General features: G+C 36.4%; 22 protein-coding genes. 5 read left to right on the top strand and 17 right to left on the bottom strand.

Features of this window, described 5'->3' with window-relative positions; all coding sequences use genetic code 11:
- Positions 1-138 precede the first annotated feature (138 nt).
- A complete protein-coding gene (locus MHH85_RS19470; protein ID WP_340708232.1) occupies positions 139-1,449 on the top strand; it encodes a globin-coupled sensor protein in 1,311 nt (436 codons plus the stop codon).
- A 168-nt stretch (positions 1,450-1,617) separates the two neighbouring features.
- Here the strand turns inward: MHH85_RS19470 and MHH85_RS19475 are convergent, their stop codons facing one another.
- The 6 genes from MHH85_RS19475 to MHH85_RS19500 form a co-directional block, all read right to left on the bottom strand.
- Entirely contained in the window at positions 1,618-2,616 is a 999-nt protein-coding gene (locus MHH85_RS19475; protein WP_053418511.1) for an ABC transporter permease subunit, read from the bottom strand.
- On the bottom strand, positions 2,594-3,517 hold the full coding sequence (locus MHH85_RS19480; RefSeq protein WP_193737986.1) for an ABC transporter ATP-binding protein: 924 nt from the start codon (positions 3,515-3,517) through the stop codon (positions 2,594-2,596). The genes MHH85_RS19475 and MHH85_RS19480 overlap by 23 nt, the downstream gene beginning before the upstream one ends.
- Complete coding sequence (locus tag MHH85_RS19485; RefSeq protein ID WP_193737985.1) at positions 3,507-4,217, bottom strand: ABC transporter ATP-binding protein; 711 nt, start codon at positions 4,215-4,217, stop codon at positions 3,507-3,509. The genes MHH85_RS19480 and MHH85_RS19485 overlap by 11 nt, the downstream gene beginning before the upstream one ends.
- Positions 4,218-4,219: 2 nt before the next feature.
- The gene (locus MHH85_RS19490) at positions 4,220-4,585 is read right to left on the bottom strand and encodes a GntR family transcriptional regulator (protein WP_340708233.1); all 366 of its coding nucleotides are present in this window, start codon (positions 4,583-4,585) and stop codon (positions 4,220-4,222) included.
- Positions 4,582-5,361 carry a hypothetical protein gene (locus tag MHH85_RS19495; protein WP_193737983.1) on the bottom strand — a complete coding sequence of 260 codons (780 nt, stop codon included), beginning with the start codon at positions 5,359-5,361 and terminating at the stop codon, positions 4,582-4,584. Before MHH85_RS19495 ends, MHH85_RS19490 begins: the two co-directional genes overlap by 4 nt.
- A gap of 148 nt (positions 5,362-5,509) precedes the next feature.
- Positions 5,510-6,457 carry a hypothetical protein gene (locus MHH85_RS19500; protein WP_340708235.1) on the bottom strand — a complete coding sequence of 316 codons (948 nt, stop codon included), beginning with the start codon at positions 6,455-6,457 and terminating at the stop codon, positions 5,510-5,512.
- A gap of 105 nt (positions 6,458-6,562) precedes the next feature.
- Between MHH85_RS19500 and MHH85_RS19505 the strand changes: the two genes are divergently transcribed.
- Entirely contained in the window at positions 6,563-7,174 is a 612-nt protein-coding gene (locus MHH85_RS19505; RefSeq protein WP_340708236.1) for a histidine phosphatase family protein, read from the top strand.
- Between the two features lie 49 nt (positions 7,175-7,223).
- Here the strand turns inward: MHH85_RS19505 and MHH85_RS19510 are convergent, their stop codons facing one another.
- The 3 genes from MHH85_RS19510 to MHH85_RS19520 all read right to left on the bottom strand — a co-directional run bounded on the left by MHH85_RS19510 (position 7,224) and on the right by MHH85_RS19520 (position 10,429).
- Positions 7,224-7,700 carry an acyl-CoA thioesterase gene (locus MHH85_RS19510; protein WP_053418504.1) on the bottom strand — a complete coding sequence of 159 codons (477 nt, stop codon included), beginning with the start codon at positions 7,698-7,700 and terminating at the stop codon, positions 7,224-7,226.
- Positions 7,701-7,942: 242 nt separating this feature from the next.
- Positions 7,943-9,370, bottom strand: coding sequence for an aldehyde dehydrogenase family protein (locus MHH85_RS19515; protein WP_340708237.1), 1,428 nt, complete (start codon positions 9,368-9,370; stop codon positions 7,943-7,945).
- A gap of 75 nt (positions 9,371-9,445) precedes the next feature.
- A complete protein-coding gene (locus MHH85_RS19520) occupies positions 9,446-10,429 on the bottom strand; it encodes a DUF4003 family protein (protein WP_340708238.1) in 984 nt (327 codons plus the stop codon).
- A gap of 92 nt (positions 10,430-10,521) precedes the next feature.
- On the opposite strand from MHH85_RS19520, the gene MHH85_RS19525 reads away from it, so the two are divergent.
- Positions 10,522-11,346, top strand: a complete 825-nt coding sequence (locus MHH85_RS19525; RefSeq protein ID WP_340708239.1) for an aminoglycoside N(3)-acetyltransferase — start codon at positions 10,522-10,524, stop codon at positions 11,344-11,346.
- A gap of 46 nt (positions 11,347-11,392) precedes the next feature.
- Here MHH85_RS19525 and MHH85_RS19530 read toward each other — a convergent pair whose 3' ends face one another.
- Positions 11,393-11,755, bottom strand: a complete 363-nt coding sequence (locus tag MHH85_RS19530; RefSeq protein WP_193737977.1) for a DUF779 domain-containing protein — start codon at positions 11,753-11,755, stop codon at positions 11,393-11,395.
- Between the two features lie 18 nt (positions 11,756-11,773).
- Positions 11,774-13,294, bottom strand: a complete 1,521-nt coding sequence (adh, locus tag MHH85_RS19535; protein WP_340708240.1) for an aldehyde dehydrogenase — start codon at positions 13,292-13,294, stop codon at positions 11,774-11,776.
- 214 nt (positions 13,295-13,508) lie between these two features.
- Between adh and rluF the strand changes: the two genes are divergently transcribed.
- Positions 13,509-14,213: a 23S rRNA pseudouridine(2604) synthase RluF gene (gene rluF / locus MHH85_RS19540; protein ID WP_053418498.1), complete on the top strand. Its 705-nt coding sequence runs from the start codon at positions 13,509-13,511 to the stop codon at positions 14,211-14,213.
- A 37-nt stretch (positions 14,214-14,250) separates the two neighbouring features.
- Positions 14,251-14,970 (top strand): DUF6904 family protein, encoded by a 720-nt coding sequence (locus MHH85_RS19545; protein WP_340708241.1) that lies wholly within the window; start codon positions 14,251-14,253, stop codon positions 14,968-14,970.
- A gap of 124 nt (positions 14,971-15,094) precedes the next feature.
- Here MHH85_RS19545 and MHH85_RS19550 read toward each other — a convergent pair whose 3' ends face one another.
- From MHH85_RS19550 to MHH85_RS19575, 6 genes are all read right to left on the bottom strand, one after another.
- Entirely contained in the window at positions 15,095-15,577 is a 483-nt protein-coding gene (locus MHH85_RS19550; RefSeq protein WP_340708242.1) for a hypothetical protein, read from the bottom strand.
- A gap of 199 nt (positions 15,578-15,776) precedes the next feature.
- Positions 15,777-16,484, bottom strand: a complete 708-nt coding sequence (locus MHH85_RS19555) for an ABC transporter ATP-binding protein (RefSeq protein WP_340708243.1) — start codon at positions 16,482-16,484, stop codon at positions 15,777-15,779.
- 1 nt (position 16,485) lies between these two features.
- Positions 16,486-17,265, bottom strand: a complete 780-nt coding sequence (locus tag MHH85_RS19560; protein ID WP_340708244.1) for an ABC transporter ATP-binding protein — start codon at positions 17,263-17,265, stop codon at positions 16,486-16,488.
- Positions 17,255-18,205 (bottom strand): branched-chain amino acid ABC transporter permease, encoded by a 951-nt coding sequence (locus MHH85_RS19565; protein WP_340708245.1) that lies wholly within the window; start codon positions 18,203-18,205, stop codon positions 17,255-17,257. The genes MHH85_RS19560 and MHH85_RS19565 overlap by 11 nt, the downstream gene beginning before the upstream one ends.
- Before the next feature lie 13 nt (positions 18,206-18,218).
- Entirely contained in the window at positions 18,219-19,094 is an 876-nt protein-coding gene (locus tag MHH85_RS19570; protein WP_340708246.1) for a branched-chain amino acid ABC transporter permease, read from the bottom strand.
- Positions 19,095-19,179: 85 nt separating this feature from the next.
- Entirely contained in the window at positions 19,180-20,388 is a 1,209-nt protein-coding gene (locus tag MHH85_RS19575; protein ID WP_340708247.1) for an ABC transporter substrate-binding protein, read from the bottom strand.
- Between the last annotated feature and the right edge of the window lie 45 nt (positions 20,389-20,433).

A 20,433-nucleotide genomic window follows, 5' to 3' on the forward strand; every position in this document is an offset into this window, starting at 1 on the left:
AAACTCCCTATTTATTAATTAAATATTACTAATTTCTCAATAAAAAGAAATCTATGTTATGTCTATAGATACGTTAAAAATGGTAGAATAGAATCATCATAAACTAAACTTCGCTTATAGTAGAATGGAGAAATTGACGTGTCAATTTGGACAATGAGAAGAACTAGAAAAGAAAAAGAGCCCTACTTTCAAACAGAGCACTATATGAATCAAGTTACTTTAAACGTAACTAGACATCATGATATACAAAAACAATTTCAATTATTAGATCTAAATAAGCAAGATTTAGCTATTTTAAAACAACTACAACCATTAACTCAGGATCTCATCAACGAAATGGTCGAGAAATTTTATGAAGCGATTAAACAATCAGATACTTTAATGGGAATTATTAGAAACCACTCTGAAATCAACAAATTAAAAGTAACATTAAAGCGTCACCTATCTGAAATGTTTGAATGTAATATTAATGATGCTTACATTGGACAACGCAAGATTATTGCACAAGTACATGTTCGCATAGGGCTACAATCAAAGTGGTATATCAATTCATTTCAATCTTTAACTACATCTTTCATTCACTTTGTTAATAGTCTAGAACTCAGTACTAAGGAGTCGACTTTAGCAATCAGTGCATTTTCAAAATTAATAAATCTCGAGCAACAACTAGTTATTGAGGCATATGAAAATGAACAAGATCGCATTAGGGAGAATTCAGATGAAAAGCAACAAAAAGTTGTCATCTCAGTTCAAAGTACAGCACAAGAGCTTAGTGCTATTAGCCAAGAGACAACTGCTTCACTACAATCTTTAGCTAGCCAATCAGATGATATTGCTCAATCAACTCAACAGGGTTTAATGTTTGTAACTTCTACTCAAGAAAAATCTGATAGTGGCAGAGAACTATTAGACGCACAAACAAAATTGATGAACAAAATGTCTTCAAGTGTCACTTTATTAGATGAGACAATGAATAGACTACGTATTTCTTCTAATGAAATCACACAAATTGTTCGTCTAGTAACAGACATTGCCGATCAAACGAATTTACTTGCATTAAATGCGTCGATTGAGGCAGCTCGTGCTGGTGAACATGGTAAAGGCTTCGCTGTTGTAGCTGATGAAGTACGTAAATTAGCTGAGGAAACGAAGAGTGCTGTTCGAAATGTATCACTTCTTATTAAAGACACTGAAAATAACATTGAGAATATGTCCAGTTCAGTTAAGGATGTCGACATTCAAATCTCTAAAGGCGTTGATATGCAAAATACCCTTTCTCAATCATTCAACATTATCGCAGAGGCAGTTGCAGGTATAAAAGAAAAAAATGAAAATACAACAAAAGACATCACTAGTATTTCCCATCTACTTGAGGATTTGAGCCAAGGAGCTGCTCAAGTATCTGCATCATCTGACCATCTAATTGAAATTACATGCCAATTAAATTAAAAAAACCGGCTGTTCGCTATGAGATTCATAGTGAACAGCCGGTTTTATATTATTGATAGAATCTCTTTATTCCATAAAAACCACCAAATATAAAGAGAACTCCAACTAAAATGATTGCTATAATGCACATCATTTCTGACATCATTTATCCACCCTAACTACACTCTACTACGCTGTAACATCTCGTTTAGTGAAGACAATATAACTAATCGCCATGAAAATAATTACGTAAACAGATAACACTGCTAGGGCGAGTGTCATTGTTGTTCCTTCAACTATTACATAACCATTCACAAACTGTGTTAAATCCGTATAAGTGAAGAATAAATATTTTACAATTTCATATTTGCTTAAGAAAACAACAATCGTACTTCCCATAAACCATAGGAACATTGAAATACCGATTGCTAATGCATTTGAACGGAAAACTGATCCAATCATAAATGCAAATGTTGCCGTTACAAAAATATTAACTGATGAAATTAAATATAAATACAATGAGCGTAGCCAAATCGACTGTTCCACCACTTCACTGCCATTCCATTTCAAATAACCTTCACCACTTGTATCAAATAATATAAACCCAATGATCGTAGAGGTAATCCATGTGACTGCTGCCATTACTATTCCAAATAATAATACTGTCGCAAATTTAGATGTAAGTATCTTCCATCTTTTCACTGGTCTCGTTAATAACATTTTAATTGTGCCTTCTGAAAACTCAATTGCCACAATTCCAGCTGCAATAACGACAACAAACATAGTAACTAGCGACAACATACCACTAGAGCCTAGCACAAAACTTTCCGTACTCATGTTATTTTCAGGTGCAATATCATTCTTCAAGCGATATTCTGAAATACTTTTTTGCTCGATTAGATCTTCTTTTTCATCTTTAGATAGACTATCTTCTTTTAGCATTTTTTCATTCTCAGCAATAACAGCTTTTTCCTGTTCTTGCCAACTCAACTTTGGTGCATCTTTCCCATCAGCATTTTCTATTGTTACTACTCCGCCTGTTGAATCCTCAGCAGAACCATACTTAGATGATATCCACTTATTTAACCCAGCCATACCAATTACTATTACTATGAGCATGATTAACATAATCCAAGTGGCTTTTTTACGCCATAACTTCATCCACTCATTTTGAATTAGTTTCAGCAATTTGGCCACCTCCTGTCATTTCTAAGAATTGATCTTCTAACGTTTTATGATAAGGATTTACTGCATAAATATTAATATCACTTGCAACAAGCGACTGCACTATTGCTGGAATTTGCGTTTTCTCTGCCTGTATGAGCCATCCCTTTTCATGCTGCTCAAAAACAACACCCGCATCAGCAAAGACTGTCGTGATATTAGCACTTTGTTCTGTTTCAATATAATAATGTGACTGCTCATCATCTTTCATTTCACGCATATCAATTAATTTACCATTTTGGATAACTGCAATTCTGTCACACATTAATTCTATTTCAGAGAGTAAGTGACTTGATACGAAAACAGCGACACCTTCCTCCTCCGCAATTTTACGTAAGTAGTTACGGAATTCTCGAATACCTGCTGGATCTAAGCCATTCGTAGGTTCATCTAAAATTAAAAACTTCGGTTTATTTAGCAAAGCCTGTGCTAAACCTAAACGTTGACGCATCCCTAACGAGTACGTCGATACCTTTTCACGAATACGATTTTCTAAACCTACTTGGCGAATAACTTCGTTAATTCTCTCTTTTGTTACGTTTTTATTCATACGCGCAAAATGTTCCAAGTTTTTATAGCCCGATAAGTATTTATACATCTCAGGGTTTTCTACGATTACACCTACTTTGCTAATCGCTTCCTCAAAATGCCTTTGGACTGACTGCCCATCGATGAAAACCTCACCGCTCGTCGGCTTCATAAGACCTACCATCATACGGATTGTTGTCGTTTTCCCCGCACCATTTGGTCCTAAAAAGCCCGTAATTTGACCGGGATACAAAGCTAAATTTAAATCATGGATAATCTTCTTACCTTTAATTGTTTTCGATAAATTCTTCAGTTCAACAATTGGTTTATTGTCCAACTTTGTCACCTTCCTTCAATAAATTTTTCAACCATGTAATCGTATCTTGGTTGTATATTTCGCGAATGTTTTCAATTTCTTCCTGTCCTACAATCTTTCCTTTTTGAAGAACGATAATACTATCCAACAAAGGCTCAACTTCCCTAATTTCATGAGTCGAAAGAAAAATTGTTTGCGTTTCTGAATCTGTAAATTGAATTAGCCCTTTAATCAAATTCTCTCGTACAAGTGGGTCAAAACCAGAGAATGGTTCATCCATTAAATAATAAGATGCATCTCGTCCTAGTGTAGCTGCCATCTTCACACGCCCACGACTACCCTTTGACATATTCTTAAGTTTTACATCTAATGGAATATTCAAAAATTGCGCCACAATACAAGCTTTGTCATAATGAAAGTCTACAAATTGTGTGTCATAATAACGGAAAAGTTCTTCTCCCGTAAAGTATGGATAAAATAAATCCAAGTCAGGTAAGTAAGCGATGTGCTCAGCACTTCCTCGATTTGACCTTCTACCATCTAGCTGCACTCTTCCACTCGTAGGATGTAGTAAACCAGCAATAATTTTTAGCAGTGTAGATTTACCACTTCCATTTTCTCCAGCTAACCCTATAATTTTCCCTTTTGGAATGGTAAAAGAAACATCGGATAATACAGTTTTTTTGCCATATTTTTTTGAGACTTTATCAACTGTAATCATACTTACTCACCTCGTTCCTTTGCTTGCAATACCTCTATCATTTCTTTTTGAGTAAAACCTAATGACTCCATGTTGTGAATGAAGCTTTCAACTAATCCTAGCTTCATCTCTTCGCGTAGTTCAGCTAGTCGCTCACGGTTTTCCGTCACGAATGTACCTTGACCACGCTTCGTTTCCGTAATATCCATTTGCTCCAACTCCTTGTATACACGCTGCATTGTATTCGCATTAACCCCGGCTTCAACAGCATATTCCCGAACTGATGGAAGGCGGTCTCCCGATTTTAAGCTTCCACGAATAATATCACCGCATATACGATCTACAAGCTGTTGATAAATTGGTTTATCCTTCAAAAAATCTACACTCATCGTTGTTCAACTCCTCGGTCGAACCACTTTAACGCTATAACGTAGAAGAGAATTGTTACGATGGCATAAAATAGAATAGAACCTAAATAAAGATTCTGAATTTCTAGTGTACCTGGGATATCAGTAATCTTTGGTACCACTTTTCCAACTACAGTCGATTTGATTTCAAATGTATAAAGCCACTTTTTCATCCATGCTAACTCTAACATGTTCGACCAAAGTAAAGAGGATACAATTCCAAAGACCACGGTAATAAATCCAGTAAATTTTCCAGTGTAATGTCTCATTTTCATATGGAAAATCCAGAACAATAACACAACAACAAACATAAACAACGAGTTTGAAACGAGTAGGAGTAGAAGATGAATCCCAAGTAAAATTAACTCTCCTAATTCAGCTATATGGCTAGCTACTAGCAAAGTAATACCCAATACACCCAACACGGTAAACACAACAATTTCAAAAAGGATGCTAAAAGCAATTTTAGAGCTTATAATTTGCCCAGTAGTAGCAGGTGTATGTAACCACACATCTATTCTTTTAGCATCTTGATTTAGACTAATACAGAATTGGATCAATACGATAAAACTCTGTAAGAGCACCCATAAACCTGTCAGTACAAGTGCGATTTCCACATATATTCCATCCCAATCGAACATCTTCATTAGTCCTATTGGTACCAGAAAAATTGTTACAACAGTGGCCAATATAACTCCCCATATCCAAGAGCGATATAATAACCACTCTCTTTGAAATAGGCCTTTCCATTTTTTCATAAGTATCCCTCGCATGTTCTAGTGTACTAGTTATATAGTACACCTAAAAAAAGGTAAAACGCAAGTGGAATTGTAATTTAATTACTTAACACCTTGGCAAAATGCTATTCAGTTAAACGCTCCATACCTTGCTATTACTAAGTTTAATTCACCCTAAAATAACATCAATTTTTTTCTGAATTTGCGTTTCTTTCTCCTCTGTCATTTCCAAGCGTTTACATAGTTCATCACAAGTAGCAATCACTTGATTCAATGTTTGTTCTACATGCTTTTGTGATGATTTAATACGCGAATGCAATGACCATTCAGAGAAGATATCATCAAACACATAATCCGCAAATGTTATAAATGAACCTCTTTCGACTTGTAAATTTTCAACTTGAATCTCCCTTACATCTAATAATTCTGTTTGAAAATTTTGAAGTGCAACCTGTGCTTTATGTATAGCATTTTCGGTATCATCTAACTCACCGTGTTTTAAAGCAGTCGCAATAAAACCACCACCTAAAAACGTATCCCATGTAGAGTAGCCTTCAGCATTATCTAATCGTTTTAGAGCAAACTGTAGTGATCTCTTCGCTACGTCCCCAGCTTTTATTGCTTCTTTAATTTCTCGACGTAAAGTCGTTAGTAACGTTCTTTCTTCATACAAGTCTCCCAATAGACGACACTCTGGTAAATTGTTATTGAAAATAAAATCTTCCTTTTCCTTAATAATTGAAGACCATCTGTCTTCAATATTTTGCCATATGGGATTGTAAAGTTCTGTTTGTATCTCTGCTAAATCAGCTTGTAAAGTCTCTTTCATCTTCTCAGCCTCACGCCACTTCGCTTCGGCTGATGCCATTTCCGACAATTCCTTTAATCGAATTTCGTCCTGCTTGCCTGTCCATGTTCTAAACATATTTAAAAATGAAAATCGATCTAGTTTATCGACATCCTTTGTTTCTTTCTGTAACTTTCTATAATATCTTTCTGAACGTCTACCTATCTCTTCAAGTTGTTCTTGAAGCGCAATTTGACGACGCAAAACTTTATCTCTCTTATCCATTTCAAGCTTTAATTCTGCTTGTCGATTATCTATTTGTTGTAACATTTACCCGACCTCCCACAATTACCTTTTATTAACATACGAAAAAGTTAATGAAATGGTTTCATTTATTTTGATAAACTAAAAGAATAATCGTGAGAGGGTGATCTTTTGGTTACTTTATATATAACAAGACATGGACAAACAGAGTGGAATGTAGCAAAGAGGATGCAAGGTTGGTCTGACTCTCCTTTAACAGAAAAAGGTCATCAAGATGCGAAGAAATTAGCTAATAAGTTGAAGAATATTCCTTTTTCAGTAGCCTATATTAGTCCAAGTGGGCGCACTGTACAAACTGCAGAAATTCTTTTGAAGGGACGCGAAGTGACAACCATTTTAGACGAAGATTTACGAGAGATTAATGCGGGAGAATGGCAGGGAATGACTTTAAGTAATATTGAATCCACATTCCCTGAACAGTACGTTGCTTATTATGAGCAGCCTGAGCAGTTCAAACCTACATCCGGGGAAAGTTTCCATGACGTTGAAAAGCGAGTTCTTTCAGTTTTAAATCGTATAATTGAAGCAGCACCAGAAGGAAACGTCTTAATCGTTACACATAGTGTTGTGAAAAAATTACTTATTAATTATTTTAAAGGGAATCCATTAAATTCTCTTTGGGATCCCCCTTTTATTCACGGTACAAGCTTAACCGTTGTAGAAATAGATAATGATGGACAAGCAACCTTTAAAATAGTTGGGGACACTTCACATTTTGAATAAAAAAACCGTCCTTCTATACATGATTCCATGCATGAAGGACGGTTTATTATCAGTGTGGCATTAAACGCTTCGCTTTACGATGCTCACGACGTGCAGGACCAGTATCGAATAATCGTTTTTCCGCTTCTGTTTCTGGGAACACACCGGGCACAGGAATAGGTTTACCATTCTCATCAACTGCAACCATTGTTACAAAAGATTCCGTAGTTAATTTCTGTTCTCCTGTTAATAGATCTCGGGAAATTACACGTACATACACTTCCATAGAAGATCGACCAGTAGAAGTCACTATACTTTCTAGTTCTAAGACATCACCTACATGAGCAGGTGATACGAAATCAACTGAATCAATAGAAGCTGTAACTACAGCACTTTTTGCATGCTTCATTGATGTAATTGCAGCAATTTCGTCAATATAAGCTAAAACTTTTCCTCCAAAGATAGAGTTCATATGATTTGTATCTGGTGGCAAGACTAATTTCGATTGTATAGTGCGAGACTCTTTCATTGGAATTGCTTCTGTCATTTTCTAAACACGCTCCTAGATCATTTTGTTTTCTCACGCTAATGTTATTTTAAAGTTAATGCGTTTGTTTTTCTACAATTCAGATTAAAATAATATCTAAAATCATTTATGACCGTTTACTAACTTAAAATCCCCTAAGGAAAACATTCTTAGTAAACTAATGATACTAATAATTTTAGATCTCATTTTATAGCTTCTCCAGTTAAGGCCATTCGTATTCCACAAGGAATCATTATGTTATTTTAAAGACCGGTGTTTACCGTAATAAATTTCAATTCTGTCATTCCTTCTACTGCAAACTTAACTCCTTCACGACCATAGCCACTCATTTTCACGCCACCATATGGCATATTATCTGTACGGAATGTGGGAATATCATTAATAATTACAGATCCTGCTTCTAATTCATCAGCTGCACGCAAAGCATCGTCTAGCTTATTTGTAAAAATGCCTGCATTCAAACCAAGGTCAGATGAGTTTAATAAATCGATAGCTTTGTCGAATGTTTCATATGGAACAATCGACACAATAGGTGCAAATACTTCTTGACAAACTACTTTCATATCTGTTTCGACATTCGTCATGACGGTTGGTGTCAACGTACGTTCAGTGAATGTTCCGCCAGTGGCGACGATTGCCCCTTGGGTTTTTGCTTCTTCAATCCACTCTGTAATTCTTGTTACTTCTTTTGGATTAATCATTGCGCTGACATCCGTCGATTTATCAAACGGATCACCCACTTTTAGTTTTGCTGTTTCTGCCACGAACGCCTTCGTAAATTCATCGTAAATCGATTCATGAACAAAAATGCGTTGCAATGAAATACAAACTTGCCCCGCAAAACCGAATGCACCGTTCACACAACGTCCTACAATTTTTTCAATCGGTGCACTTGGCTCTATTATTAATCCTGCATTTGAACCAAGTTCAAGTGTGATTTTACGTAAGCCGACCTGTTCTTTGATTTTCAATCCAACAGCTCCACTTCCTGTAAAAGTTACTTTTTTTACTGCTGAATTTGTAACAAGCTCCTCACTAAGCTCACTGCCGCTACCCGTAACAATTTGAAGCACACCATCTGGTAAACCCGCTTCTTTAAAGATTTCTGCCATCACAATACTGCTTAATGGCGTTTGAGATGCCGGCTTTAAGACGACCGCATTTCCTACAGCAAAAGCTGGCCCTAATTTATGTGCTACCAAATTAAACGGAAAGTTAAATGGTGTAATAGCAGCGACCACACCAAGTGGTACGCGCTTTGTCCAACCGATTCTATTCGTTACCCCTGGTGCTGCGTCCATCGGCACTGTCACACCATGTAGTTGTTTCGCTTCCTCTGCTGCAAATTGATACGTTGCAATAGTACGATCCAACTCACTTAAGCTAGCTGTAATTGGTTTTCCCGCCTCTAACGTCAAAATTTCCGCTAATTCATCACGACGTCTACGCATAATTTCAACAACACGATATAAAATTTCTGCTCTTTCGTATGCCGTTGTTTTTTTATAAGATTGAAAAGCTTTATGTGCTCCCTCAATAGCCCGTTTCACATCTGCTGGTGTCGCCTTTGCCACTTTAGCAATCACTTCACCACTATAAGGAGATTGTAGTTCATAGCTTTCTATTGTATCTTCCCATTTACCATCTATCCAAAGTTTCTTTTCTTCCATTTGAATTCCTCCTATATGTAGTTCACAACGCCTTCCATATTATCACTATTTTTTTGAACCGGTGCAGGTGGGCGTTTAATTACTACCATTGCTATTTGCTGCAGTAGATGCACTGACAATTACAGCGGTAGAAATCATTGCAGCTTGCTGAGCCTGTAAAATAGATTCTATAGATGTGAGTACTGTCATTGTCGTTCCAGTTTGTGTTTCGATTAAATGTTTTGTTTCAAGCTGGACTGCAATAGGTAAAATCATCTCTTTATAACCCCATTTGAAAAGCTTCATCTGTTCAAGTTCATAATAGACAGAAACAATTTTCTGTAGGAGTTCATCTTTCGCACCGATAGCTCCCAACAAACCAATTACCATATAATGCGGTCTCTTTACTTTAATACCCGCTTTTTTAAAATAATCACGTACATTCAACACATTTTCTATAAGTTTGCGATTATATCCAGCGTTTGTAATGGTCATAATTTGTGACGTCCATTGTAATTCATCACTACTATAAAAACCATTCCCCTTTAAATCCTTAAAATAATCATTCATTGTCGTAGCGCGTTCTTGTATATCCCCTTCTTGTTTACTTAGTAGCACAGCAAATGGAATATCTTCATGTGATGTAAGAAACGGATGATGCTTTCGAATTGCATCATAAAGCTCTTTCCCTTTATTCGCTTGTTCTTCTTCCGGTATAACATCACTATTGATAAAAAGAGCTGCTAAATATGAATACATCGACCGCTTAAATCCTGCTTGCTTCAAGATCTCTTCACGTGTTATTAATAGTCCTACTGCTGTACTTGGCATCTCATCTGTGCTATCTAAGAAAGCAACTATACTATGATGAATATGGGATCTTAGGGGTGATAATAATTTTGTCTGCGCTTTAATTTCATCTGATATTTCTATAAATCGTTTTGCATTAAATGTACGTCCAGTTGTAACATAATAGCTAGCTATAGAAATTAAAAAGCGTTTATCTACACCCCAGCCCACAGCATTTTTCAATCTTTCATATGTATCTTGTATATCTTGCTTCACTTGCATGATTTCCATAATATCCATCTCCTTTTTTAAATTTTACGTATTGGTTAATGATTGGTTTCATTTTGTTATAATGTAAATAATTTACGAGTGAGGTGAGTATCATGACAGAATTTGATGTCATACAACAAACGAATATCTTTCAATCAAAAGACACGTTAAAAGTACAACTCCAAGAGCTTGGCATACGTGTGGGTGATTCTATAATTGTTCACTCTTCCCTTAGCAAAATGGGATGGATTGCAGGTGCTGAACAGGCCGTAATTGAGGCTTTAATGGAGAGTATAACTGAAAAAGGTACAATTGTTATGCCTTCCCAATCTGCTACTAATTCTGAACCATCATATTGGGCACTACCGCCAGTACCAGAGCCTTGGCATCAAGCAATTCGTGATTCAATGCCAGCTTATGATCCACATTTATCTTCCTTACGTGGTATGGGTAAAATAGCAGAATGCTTTCTAAGACACCCTTCAACAGTTCGTAGCATGCATCCAGCACATTCCTTTATGGCATGGGGATTAAATGCAAAAGAATGGATGAATTCACATCCAATTGAAAGCTCATTTGGACTTAAATCTCCTCTTGGCAAAATGTTTCAACACGATATGAAGATATTATTGATTGGTGTTGATTATGATTCCTGTACAGCACTTCATTTATCAGAGTACCTTGCAAATGCACAAAATACATCTCCTCAAGGGGCGGCTATGTTGATTGCAGGTAAGCGCCAATGGGTTACCTTTGATATGCTCAATGTAGATTCAGACCGCTTCCTTGAGATTGGTAACTCATTTGAAAAGGCGTATTCTGAACATGTACATTATGGGACGTTAGGACAAGCCATCACTAAAGTTATTGCAATGAAACCACTTATTGAATACGGTACAATTTGGCTAAATGATCATGCTAAAACTCCTGAAGAATAAGAAAAAAAAGGGTCTCTAGCATGAAGTAGCTAGAGACCCTTTTCTTTTATAAAAGCTTTTTCACTTCTGTATATTCTTCTTCAGTAAACGCTCGCGAACGTGTTAAAAAACGTTTACCTTCAACGCCTTCAAGGGAAAACATGCCTCCACGCCCATTCACAACATCAATAATAAGCTGAGTATGCTTCCAATAATCATATTGGCTTTCATGCATATAGAAAGGAACTTCTCCTATTGAACCAAGAAGTACATCGACATCTCCTAGGATCAAATCTCCATCTGCATAGCACATCGGTGAGGAACCATCACAGCATCCACCTGATTGGTGGAACATGATAGGTCCATGTTTACTTTTAAGCAAGTCGATTAACGCTAACGCCTCATCTGTTGCGATAACACGTACTACCATGTTCCGAACACACCTTTCTTAGAAGAATCCTTGTGCACCTTCAGCGTAACTAACTAGTAAGTTTTTAGTTTGTTGGTAATGATCTAGCATCATTTTGTGATTTTCACGGCCAATACCAGATAATTTATAACCACCAAATGCAGCATGTGCTGGGTATTGGTGATATGTGTTTGTCCAAACACGACCTGCTTGGATTCCACGACCCATGCGGTAAGCCGTATTCATATCACGGGACCAAACACCTGCACCTAGTCCATATAGAGTATCATTTGCAATTTCAAGCGCCTCTGCTTTGTCTTTGAAAGTTGTCACTGAAAGTACCGGTCCAAAAATTTCTTCTTGGAAAATGCGCATTTTGTTATTTCCTTTAAAGACAGTTGGTTTTACGTAATAACCAGTTGCAAGTTCACCATCAAGTTCGTTTTGTCCGCCACCGATTAAGCACTCTGCACCTTCTTGCTTACCAATATCAATGTAAGAAAGGATTTTCTCAAGTTGCTCTTGAGAAGCTTGAGCGCCCATCATGACATCAGTATCAAGAGGATTACCAATCTTAATCTCAGCTACACGTTTTAATGCTTTTTCTATGAATCTATCATAAATAGACTCTTGGATTAAAGCGCGTGAAGGACATGTACATACTTCACCTTGGTTTAGGGCAAACATAACAAAACCTTCAACTGCTTTATCTAAAAATGCATCATCTTGATCCATTACATCTTCAAAGAAAATATTTGGTGATTTACCACCAAGCTCAAGAGTAACAGGAATTAAATTTTGAGTTGCATATTGCATAATTAAGCGACCAGTAGTCGTTTCACCAGTAAAAGCAATTTTACCAATTCGTGTACTTGTAGCAAGTGGTTTACCTGCTTCTAAACCAAATCCATTAACAACGTTTAATACGCCTGCTGGTAATAAATCTTGGATTAACTCTAATAATACAAGGATTGATGTTGGTGTTTGCTCAGCTGGTTTTAAAACGATACAGTTTCCTGCTGCTAATGCAGGAGCCATCTTCCAAACACCCATTAGTATAGGGAAATTCCAAGGAATAATTTGCCCCACAACACCGATTGGCTCATGGAAATGATATGCTACTGTGTCATTATCAATTTGACTAATTGAACCTTCTTGAGCTCGGATAGCTCCAGCGAAATATCTGAAGTGATCAATTGCTAATGGTAAATCAGCATTTAATGTTTCACGTACGGCTTTACCATTATCCCAACTCTCAGCTACAGCTAAAAGTTCAAGGTTTTCTTCTATACGATCAGCGATTTTATTTAGGATACGTGCACGTTCAGTAACAGAAGTAGTCCCCCAACTATCTTTTGCTGCATGTGCCGCGTCTAATGCAAGTTCAATATCTTCAGAAGTTGAGCGTGCTACTTTTGTAAACACTTGCCCTGTTACTGGTGATACATTCTCAAAATATTGACCATTTACTGGCGCTACCCATTCGCCTCCGATAAAGTTTTCATATTGCTCTTTAAAGTGGACTAAAGCACCTTCAGTATTTGGATTAGAATAAATCATTATTTATCTCCCCTTTTGCAATAATTTAAAACCGCCCACATAGAATACGCTTACATTTACATTTTTTAAATATATATTCTATTATTCAAGTGGTTGTCTACAATTACTATATTCCCTTATTTTAGAATAAATTACAACTTGTATAGCTCAATTTTTCTGAAAAGAATTTATGCTATCATGTATAATTATATTACTCAAAAAAAGGTGGAAGATTATGCGTATAAATAAGTATTTAAGCGAAGCAGGAATAGTTTCAAGACGCGGAGCTGACAAATGGATAGCAGACGGTAAAGTAACGATTAATGGTGAACCAGCAACTTTAGGGAGCCAAGTAGAAGACGGGGATAAAGTATGTGTAGACGGTAAACCAGTCGGTAAACAAAATCAATTTGTCTACATTAAATTAAACAAACCAGTTGGTATAACAAGTACAACAGAAAAACATATTAAAGGAAATATTGTAGACTTCGTCAATCACCCACTACGAATATTCCATATAGGTCGATTAGATAAAGATTCAGAAGGACTTATATTATTAACAAATGATGGCGATATTGTAAATGAGATATTACGTTCTGAAAACAAACATGAAAAAGAATATATTGTTAAAGTGGATCAACCTATCACTACTCACTTCTTAAAGAGAATGGCTGAAGGCGTAGATATTTTAGATACTACTACGTTACCTTGTAAAGTTGAAAAGTTATCTAGTAATACATTTAAAATCATTTTAACGCAAGGTTTAAACCGCCAAATCCGTAGAATGTGTTCCTCTTTAGGCTATGCCGTAACAAGCCTACAACGTATTCGTATTATGAATATCGAACTAGATGGCCTACGTGTAGGTGAATGGCGTGACCTAACTGATAAAGAAAGTTCAGAGCTGTTTCGTTTACTGAATTATAAACCTAAAAATTAATTTAATGAAAATGATAGATATTTGGGAGGGCTAGACAATGATTTCAATCAAGAGTACAGAAAATTTGACTGGTGCCCGCATTAGTGGCGACTTTTGGGACTTCGAAGAGCTTGTCCATGCACTGCACCACATCACGACTCTTGATGATCTACAATCTTCCTATGAAGGTGTTTGCATTAGGATTTTAGGTGTTTGCTACGATATACGGCTTGCTGCTCAAGGTAAGCATAATATCGAGTTCGTCAAAAATGGAATGCAAAAAGATATTATAAAGTCACAGAATGTCATTGTTCCCGAACAAAATGTATATCTATCGGTTGAAGTATTGTGGCCAGAGTTACTTTTCACAACAATCGCTCTTAATGAATTATACCGATTACAGCATGAACATAACAATGGTCATGAGTGGAATCTACATATGGCTACCATTCGGAAATTCCAAGCCAATGTAATCGACTGTCTGAAAGATTCAATGAATCCTAGTGATTTCAAACTTTTCATTAATATGCTTCAAGTCCATCAAACATCTATAGTAGAATATGCTGTTCAATATATAGACCTCTTAAACCTGAAGTTCATCGAGATGACACCAGAAGAAAGGCGAGCAAATTTATTAACTTTTGCTTATAAAATTGCATTTGAAGACACTGAATACCTCGTATTAAAAAAACAATTACTAGAAACATCCAGCATTACCGAAAGCCCCATTCATAAAATAAAAATACCCTTAAAGTACCCTAAAGAAATTAAATGGTAATTTAACACTTGGAAGTCGTAAATTGCACAGGATTCATTCTCCAGTCCCCAACAAACAAAGCTCTGTGTACTTAGCTTGTTCGAAAAATACGTAAGGCTACTAAATTTAATAGTAGCCTTATTCATTAGCTTATTTTATTTAAGGCTTTGGAGATGGAATAAAAATAATGATCGAGCGCTTTCAATTCAGTATCACACAAATCGTCCATTCTATAGGATAAATAAAGTTTCTTTAGATTTTTTAATACTCTTAAAAAATCTAAAGCCAAAACATTTGGAGTTGTTTTAGCTAAAGTATTTTCACCCTTTGAGGGAAGAACAATAATATTTACATCATGATTTTTGATTTTGAAAGCTAACTTATTATCAGAGGTCTTCCCAAAATCAGAATAGCTGGATTGCTTCTGTTGCAATAGTAAATTTAGAATTCCTTCGCACATACTTTCTATTAACATAAAATGGTGCATCGTTTCAAATTCACACTTACCATTATCCCCATAAGCAAACGTGAGAATAGCATTAAATTCAAATAGATTCGACCAGTGCACTTCTCCATCATGGATATCTATAAATGATTCGTCATTATCCAATATGGTTATCTTAATCATTAGTATTCACTCCAGACTTAATAGCTATTTATCACTTTATGGTTTATAGATTTTGCTAAAGTATAGACCTGCTATAAGACCCTATTAATTTTATATTTTTGCATTAGATAAAACACCTTCGATTAGTTGTACGTATTGTTTACGTACTCGCTCCGAAGGTGTTTCTATTTTTTTATAAATTAAAGTTGAGACACATCTTTTACAAACCACCTAGATATGCTGCCTTAACTTGTTCAGTTTCCTTCAGTTCTTTTGCTGTTCCGGATAATACTACTCTCCCAGTCTCAATAACATAAGCGCGATCCGCAACAGATAGTGCCATATGTGCATTTTGTTCTACAAGTAATATTGTAGTACCTTCTTTATTTATTTCCTTTACAATACTAAAAATTGTTTTTACCATAAGAGGCGCAAGACCCATAGACGGCTCATCAAGCAATAATAACTTTGGTTTTGCCATAATTGCACGGCCCATTGCGAGCATTTGTTGCTCACCGCCAGATAAAGTACCTGACTGTTGCTTACGGCGTTCTAGCAAACGAGGAAATAGCTCAAAAACTCGTTGTAAGTCCTTTGCTATACCACCTTTATCTTTACGTAAATAGGCACCCAGCTCCAAATTTTCTTCAACTGTCATATTTGCAAATACACGACGCCCTTCAGGCACATGTGAAATCCCTGCCTTAACAATAGATTGTGCTTGCTTCCCTGCAACAGAGGAACCTAAATACTCAATTGTTCCCTGCTTAGGTTTTAACAAACCAGATAATGTTTTTAGCAGCGTACTTTTACCTGCACCATTGGCACCAATTAATGTTACTATCTCACCTTCATTTACCTCTAAGGAGACGCCTTTTAATGCTTGAATATTACCGTAAAATACATTGATGTCATTCACTTTAAGCATATTATTCTGTAACCTCCTCACCAAGGTAAGCTTCAATAACCTTTGGATTGTTGCGAATTTCTTCGGGGGTACCATCCGCTATTAATTGACCATGATCCAATACATAAATTCGTTCACAAATACCCATTACCAATCCCATATCATGCTCAATTAGTAAAATAGTCAAATCGAATCTCTTTCGGATTAATGCTATTAAGTCCATCAAGTCCTTTGTTTCTTGTGGATTCATACCTGCTGCAGGTTCATCAAGAAGCAATAGTTTTGGACCTGCCGCTAGTGCACGTGCAATTTCAAGTCGACGTTGCATTCCATATGGTAAATTTTTCGCTAATTCATTTTTGTATTTATCTAGACCAAATATTTTCAAGAATTCAATCGATACTTCTTCCATTTTGGCTTCTCCAGAAAAGAAGCTTGGTAAACGAAATACTGAGCTGAAAATGGAGTGCTTTGCTAACGAATGATTTGCTACTTTAACATTATCTAATACAGATAATTCTTTAAAGAGACGAATATTTTGAAATGTACGACTGACACCACTTTTTGTTACTTGGTGTGGTGACATATTATTTGTCCGTTTGCCATCAAATAGAATTTCACCTTCAGTAGGTTTATACACACCTGTTAGCATATTGAAGCTCGTTGTTTTACCGGCACCATTTGGTCCAATTAAACCAATTAATTCGCCTTGAAATAGCTCTAAATTCAAACCTTGCACTGCCTTTAATCCACCAAATTGAATACCGACATTTTCTACTTTCAGAAGAAGGTTATTGGTCATCTAGATTACCTCCTTTAGAACGCTTACCTAATTTAAAATAGTCTGTAATTTCTTTTGTCCCCATCAAACCTGATGGACGATAAAGCATTACGATAATTAATACTAAACTATAAATAATCATACGTGTTTCCGGGAACTCTGTTAGATACATTGAGACAACTGTCAAAAGTATCGCTGCAATAATTGCACCTGACAAACTCCCTAACCCACCTAATACAACATAAATTAAAATATCAAAAGATTTTAAAAAGCCGAATTGCGAAGGTTGAATGATATAAAAGTTATGTGAGAACAAACCACCTGCAAGACCCGCAAAGAATGAACCTAACGCAAAGGCAACAACTTTATAATAGGTTGTGTTAATCCCCATAGCATCTGCTGCAATCTCGTCTTCACGTACAGCTATGCAAGCACGACCATGCCTAGACTTTGTAAAGTTTGCAATAATGATGACTGTAATGAAAACACCAAAGAATGCATAAGTCCAAGTAGTCATTTGTGTAATCTGCATGCCTGCTGCGCCACCAACATAATCCGTATTTAGGAAAATAATTCGAATGATTTCAGCAAAACCAAGCGTAGCAATTGCTAAATAGTCACCTTTCAATCGTAAAGATGGAATACCGACAACTAATCCTGCAAGTGCCGCAACAACCGCCCCAATAAATAATGCAACTGGGAATGGTAGGTCAAAATGCATTGTACAAATTGCCGAAATGTAAGCACCTACTGCTAAGAATCCCGCATGACCTATTGAGAATTGTCCCGTAATCCCTATGACTAGGTGCAAACTTACCGCCAAAATGATATTAATGGCAATCGTGATCAATAAATTCGAGTAATACATATCCAATTGTTCACTAGTAATCATGAATTGAACAATAGCGTAAACAATAAGTGCAATGATTGCATATAGCCAAAATACTTTAGACTTTTTCATAAGTACCACTCACCTACACTTTCTCACGGGTGTTTTTACCAAAGATACCCGACGGTCTAAAGATTAAAATTAAGATTAAAATGACAAATGCCGCGGCATCTCGCCATAAAGAGAAACCTAAGGCACTAACAATTGACTCTACAACGCCTAGAACCATACCACCAGCCATTGCACCTGGAATAATACCAATTCCCCCCAGCACTGCAGCTACGAAAGCTTTAACCCCTGGAATAACCCCCATTAACGGGTCAATTTTTGTATAATATACACCGAAAATCACACCTGCTGCTCCAGCTAAAGCTGAGCCAATAGCAAAGGTCGCAGAGATTGTATTATCTACATTGATACCCATTAAGCGAGCTGCCTCTACATCATGTGATACTGCACGCATCGCCTTACCAATTTTCGTTTTATGTACAATAAATTGTAGTATAATCATTAAACTTAAAGAAACTGACAAAATCATAATAGACTGAGCACTAATCTGTGCACCTAAAAAATTGAATGTACTTTTTGATAAGACATCTGGATACGCTTCTGGTTGAGCTCCTCTGAAATAAATTACACTGTATTCAATTAATAATGACACACCGATTGCTGTGATTAACGCAGCTATTCTAGTAGCATTCCGAAGCCTTTTATACGCAATGCGCTCAATGAGTACCCCAAAAATCGCACAGACTACCATCGCTAAAAACAATGCTGGGAAGAAACCTAAGCCCCACCCTGATATTGCATAAAACCCGATAAATGCACCGATCATAAATACATCACCATGTGCAAAATTAATTAGCTTGATAATACCGTAAACCATCGTATAACCTAATGCGATAAGTGCATAAATACTACCGAGTGAAATACCGTTTACTAGTTGTTGCACCCATTCCATAAAATCTCACTCCTTTTAAACCCGCATCGGGTAAGTTAAAACGCGAAAAGGGAGGTCAGTGCCTCCCCTTTCTGTTAGAAAATCATTAAGGATTAACTTTAGAGTTGAACACTTGTTTACCGTCTTTAAATTCAAGAACTGTTGCTGTTTTCACTGGATGGTGATTTTCATCAACTGAGAATGTACCAGTTACTAATGGCAGATCTTTTGTAGCCGCTAAAGCTTTTTGAACTGCTTCACCATCTGTCGACCCTGAACGTTCTATAGCATCTTTTAACCAATACACAGTGTCATAACCAAGAGCGTTAAACGCATCTGGTGCTTTATCTTTATTTGCTGCTTTAAATGCTGATACGAATTTTTGAATCTTTTCATCTGGATCTTCAGAAGAATAATGGTTAGTAAAGAATGTATTATTTAATGAATCTTTACCAGCTAACTCAACCATTTTTGGTGAATCCCAACCATCGCCACCCATAAGAGGCACATCAATACCTGCTTCACGAGCCTGTTTTACAATCAAACCAACTTCTTCATAGTAACCAGGAATATAAATGAATTCTGGTTTTTTAGATTTTAAACGAGTCAATATAGATTTGAAATCTGTATCTTTTGCGATATATGCTTCTTCAGCCACTACTTTACCGCCATTAGCTTCAACTGTTTCTTTAAATGATTTAGCTAAGCCTTTTGCATAGTCACTAGAACTATCAGCATAAATTGCTACATTCTTAAGCTTTAAAGTGTTTGTTGCAAAATTTGCTGCAATTTTCCCTTGGAATGGGTCAATGAAACATGTACGGAATGCATAATCATTAACAGATCCATCTTCGTTTACTGTTACAGTCGTAGATGTAGCAGATGGTCCAATAATCGGCATTTTATTTTTATTTGCAATTTGCACTGCCGCTACTGTATTACCCGATGTTGCGGAACCAATTTGTGCCACTACTTTTTCTTGAGTTGCTAATTTAATTGCTGCTGCTGTTGCTTCAGCTGCATCTGATTTGTTATCAATTTTAACAGGTTTAATTTGTTTACCATCAATACCGCCTGCCTCGTTAATCTCAGCAATTGCTAATTCAGCCCCTGCCGCTACACCTGAACCGTAAGATGCTACACCACCTGATAGCTCTAAGTTCATCCCGATTTTAATCACGTCACTGTCTTTCCCACCACTACTACCGCCACTAGTTGCACCATCTTTTGCACCACAGCCTGCTAAAGCACCGATGATCAATGAAGAAGCTAGAAATACTGAAGCAAATCTTTTTAGCTTGTTTTTTGATATCATATGAATCCCCCTTTAAGTATAATACTATATTTTTAGATATTTCTG

Origin of the sequence: Viridibacillus sp. FSL E2-0187 (assembly GCF_038006425.1) — a bacterium.
In the GTDB taxonomy this organism is placed as follows: Bacteria; Bacillota; Bacilli; order Bacillales_A; family Planococcaceae; genus Viridibacillus; species Viridibacillus arvi.

Excerpts from the sequence above, each read along its gene's own strand:
- MHH85_RS19515 (WP_340708237.1), bottom strand. The coding sequence starts at position 9,370 with ATGGAAGAAAAGAAACTTTGGATAGATGGTAAATGGGAAGATACAATA.
- rluF (WP_053418498.1), top strand. The coding sequence starts at position 13,509 with ATGCGTATAAATAAGTATTTAAGCGAAGCAGGAATAGTTTCAAGACGC.
- MHH85_RS19495 (WP_193737983.1), bottom strand. The coding sequence starts at position 5,361 with ATGAAAAAATGGAAAGGCCTATTTCAAAGAGAGTGGTTATTATATCGC.
- MHH85_RS19530 (WP_193737977.1), bottom strand. The coding sequence starts at position 11,755 with ATGGTAGTACGTGTTATCGCAACAGATGAGGCGTTAGCGTTAATCGAC.
- MHH85_RS19570 (WP_340708246.1), bottom strand. The coding sequence starts at position 19,094 with ATGGAATGGGTGCAACAACTAGTAAACGGTATTTCACTCGGTAGTATT.
- MHH85_RS19550 (WP_340708242.1), bottom strand. The coding sequence starts at position 15,577 with ATGATTAAGATAACCATATTGGATAATGACGAATCATTTATAGATATC.
- MHH85_RS19555 (WP_340708243.1), bottom strand. The coding sequence starts at position 16,484 with ATGCTTAAAGTGAATGACATCAATGTATTTTACGGTAATATTCAAGCA.
- MHH85_RS19500 (WP_340708235.1), bottom strand. The coding sequence starts at position 6,457 with ATGTTACAACAAATAGATAATCGACAAGCAGAATTAAAGCTTGAAATG.
- MHH85_RS19510 (WP_053418504.1), bottom strand. The coding sequence starts at position 7,700 with ATGACAGAAGCAATTCCAATGAAAGAGTCTCGCACTATACAATCGAAA.
- MHH85_RS19520 (WP_340708238.1), bottom strand. The coding sequence starts at position 10,429 with ATGGAAATCATGCAAGTGAAGCAAGATATACAAGATACATATGAAAGA.
- MHH85_RS19565 (WP_340708245.1), bottom strand. The coding sequence starts at position 18,205 with ATGAAAAAGTCTAAAGTATTTTGGCTATATGCAATCATTGCACTTATT.
- MHH85_RS19490 (WP_340708233.1), bottom strand. The coding sequence starts at position 4,585 with ATGAGTGTAGATTTTTTGAAGGATAAACCAATTTATCAACAGCTTGTA.
- MHH85_RS19485 (WP_193737985.1), bottom strand. The coding sequence starts at position 4,217 with ATGATTACAGTTGATAAAGTCTCAAAAAAATATGGCAAAAAAACTGTA.
- MHH85_RS19525 (WP_340708239.1), top strand. The coding sequence starts at position 10,522 with ATGACAGAATTTGATGTCATACAACAAACGAATATCTTTCAATCAAAA.
- MHH85_RS19545 (WP_340708241.1), top strand. The coding sequence starts at position 14,251 with ATGATTTCAATCAAGAGTACAGAAAATTTGACTGGTGCCCGCATTAGT.
- adh (WP_340708240.1), bottom strand. The coding sequence starts at position 13,294 with ATGATTTATTCTAATCCAAATACTGAAGGTGCTTTAGTCCACTTTAAA.
- MHH85_RS19575 (WP_340708247.1), bottom strand. The coding sequence starts at position 20,388 with ATGATATCAAAAAACAAGCTAAAAAGATTTGCTTCAGTATTTCTAGCT.
- MHH85_RS19560 (WP_340708244.1), bottom strand. The coding sequence starts at position 17,265 with ATGACCAATAACCTTCTTCTGAAAGTAGAAAATGTCGGTATTCAATTT.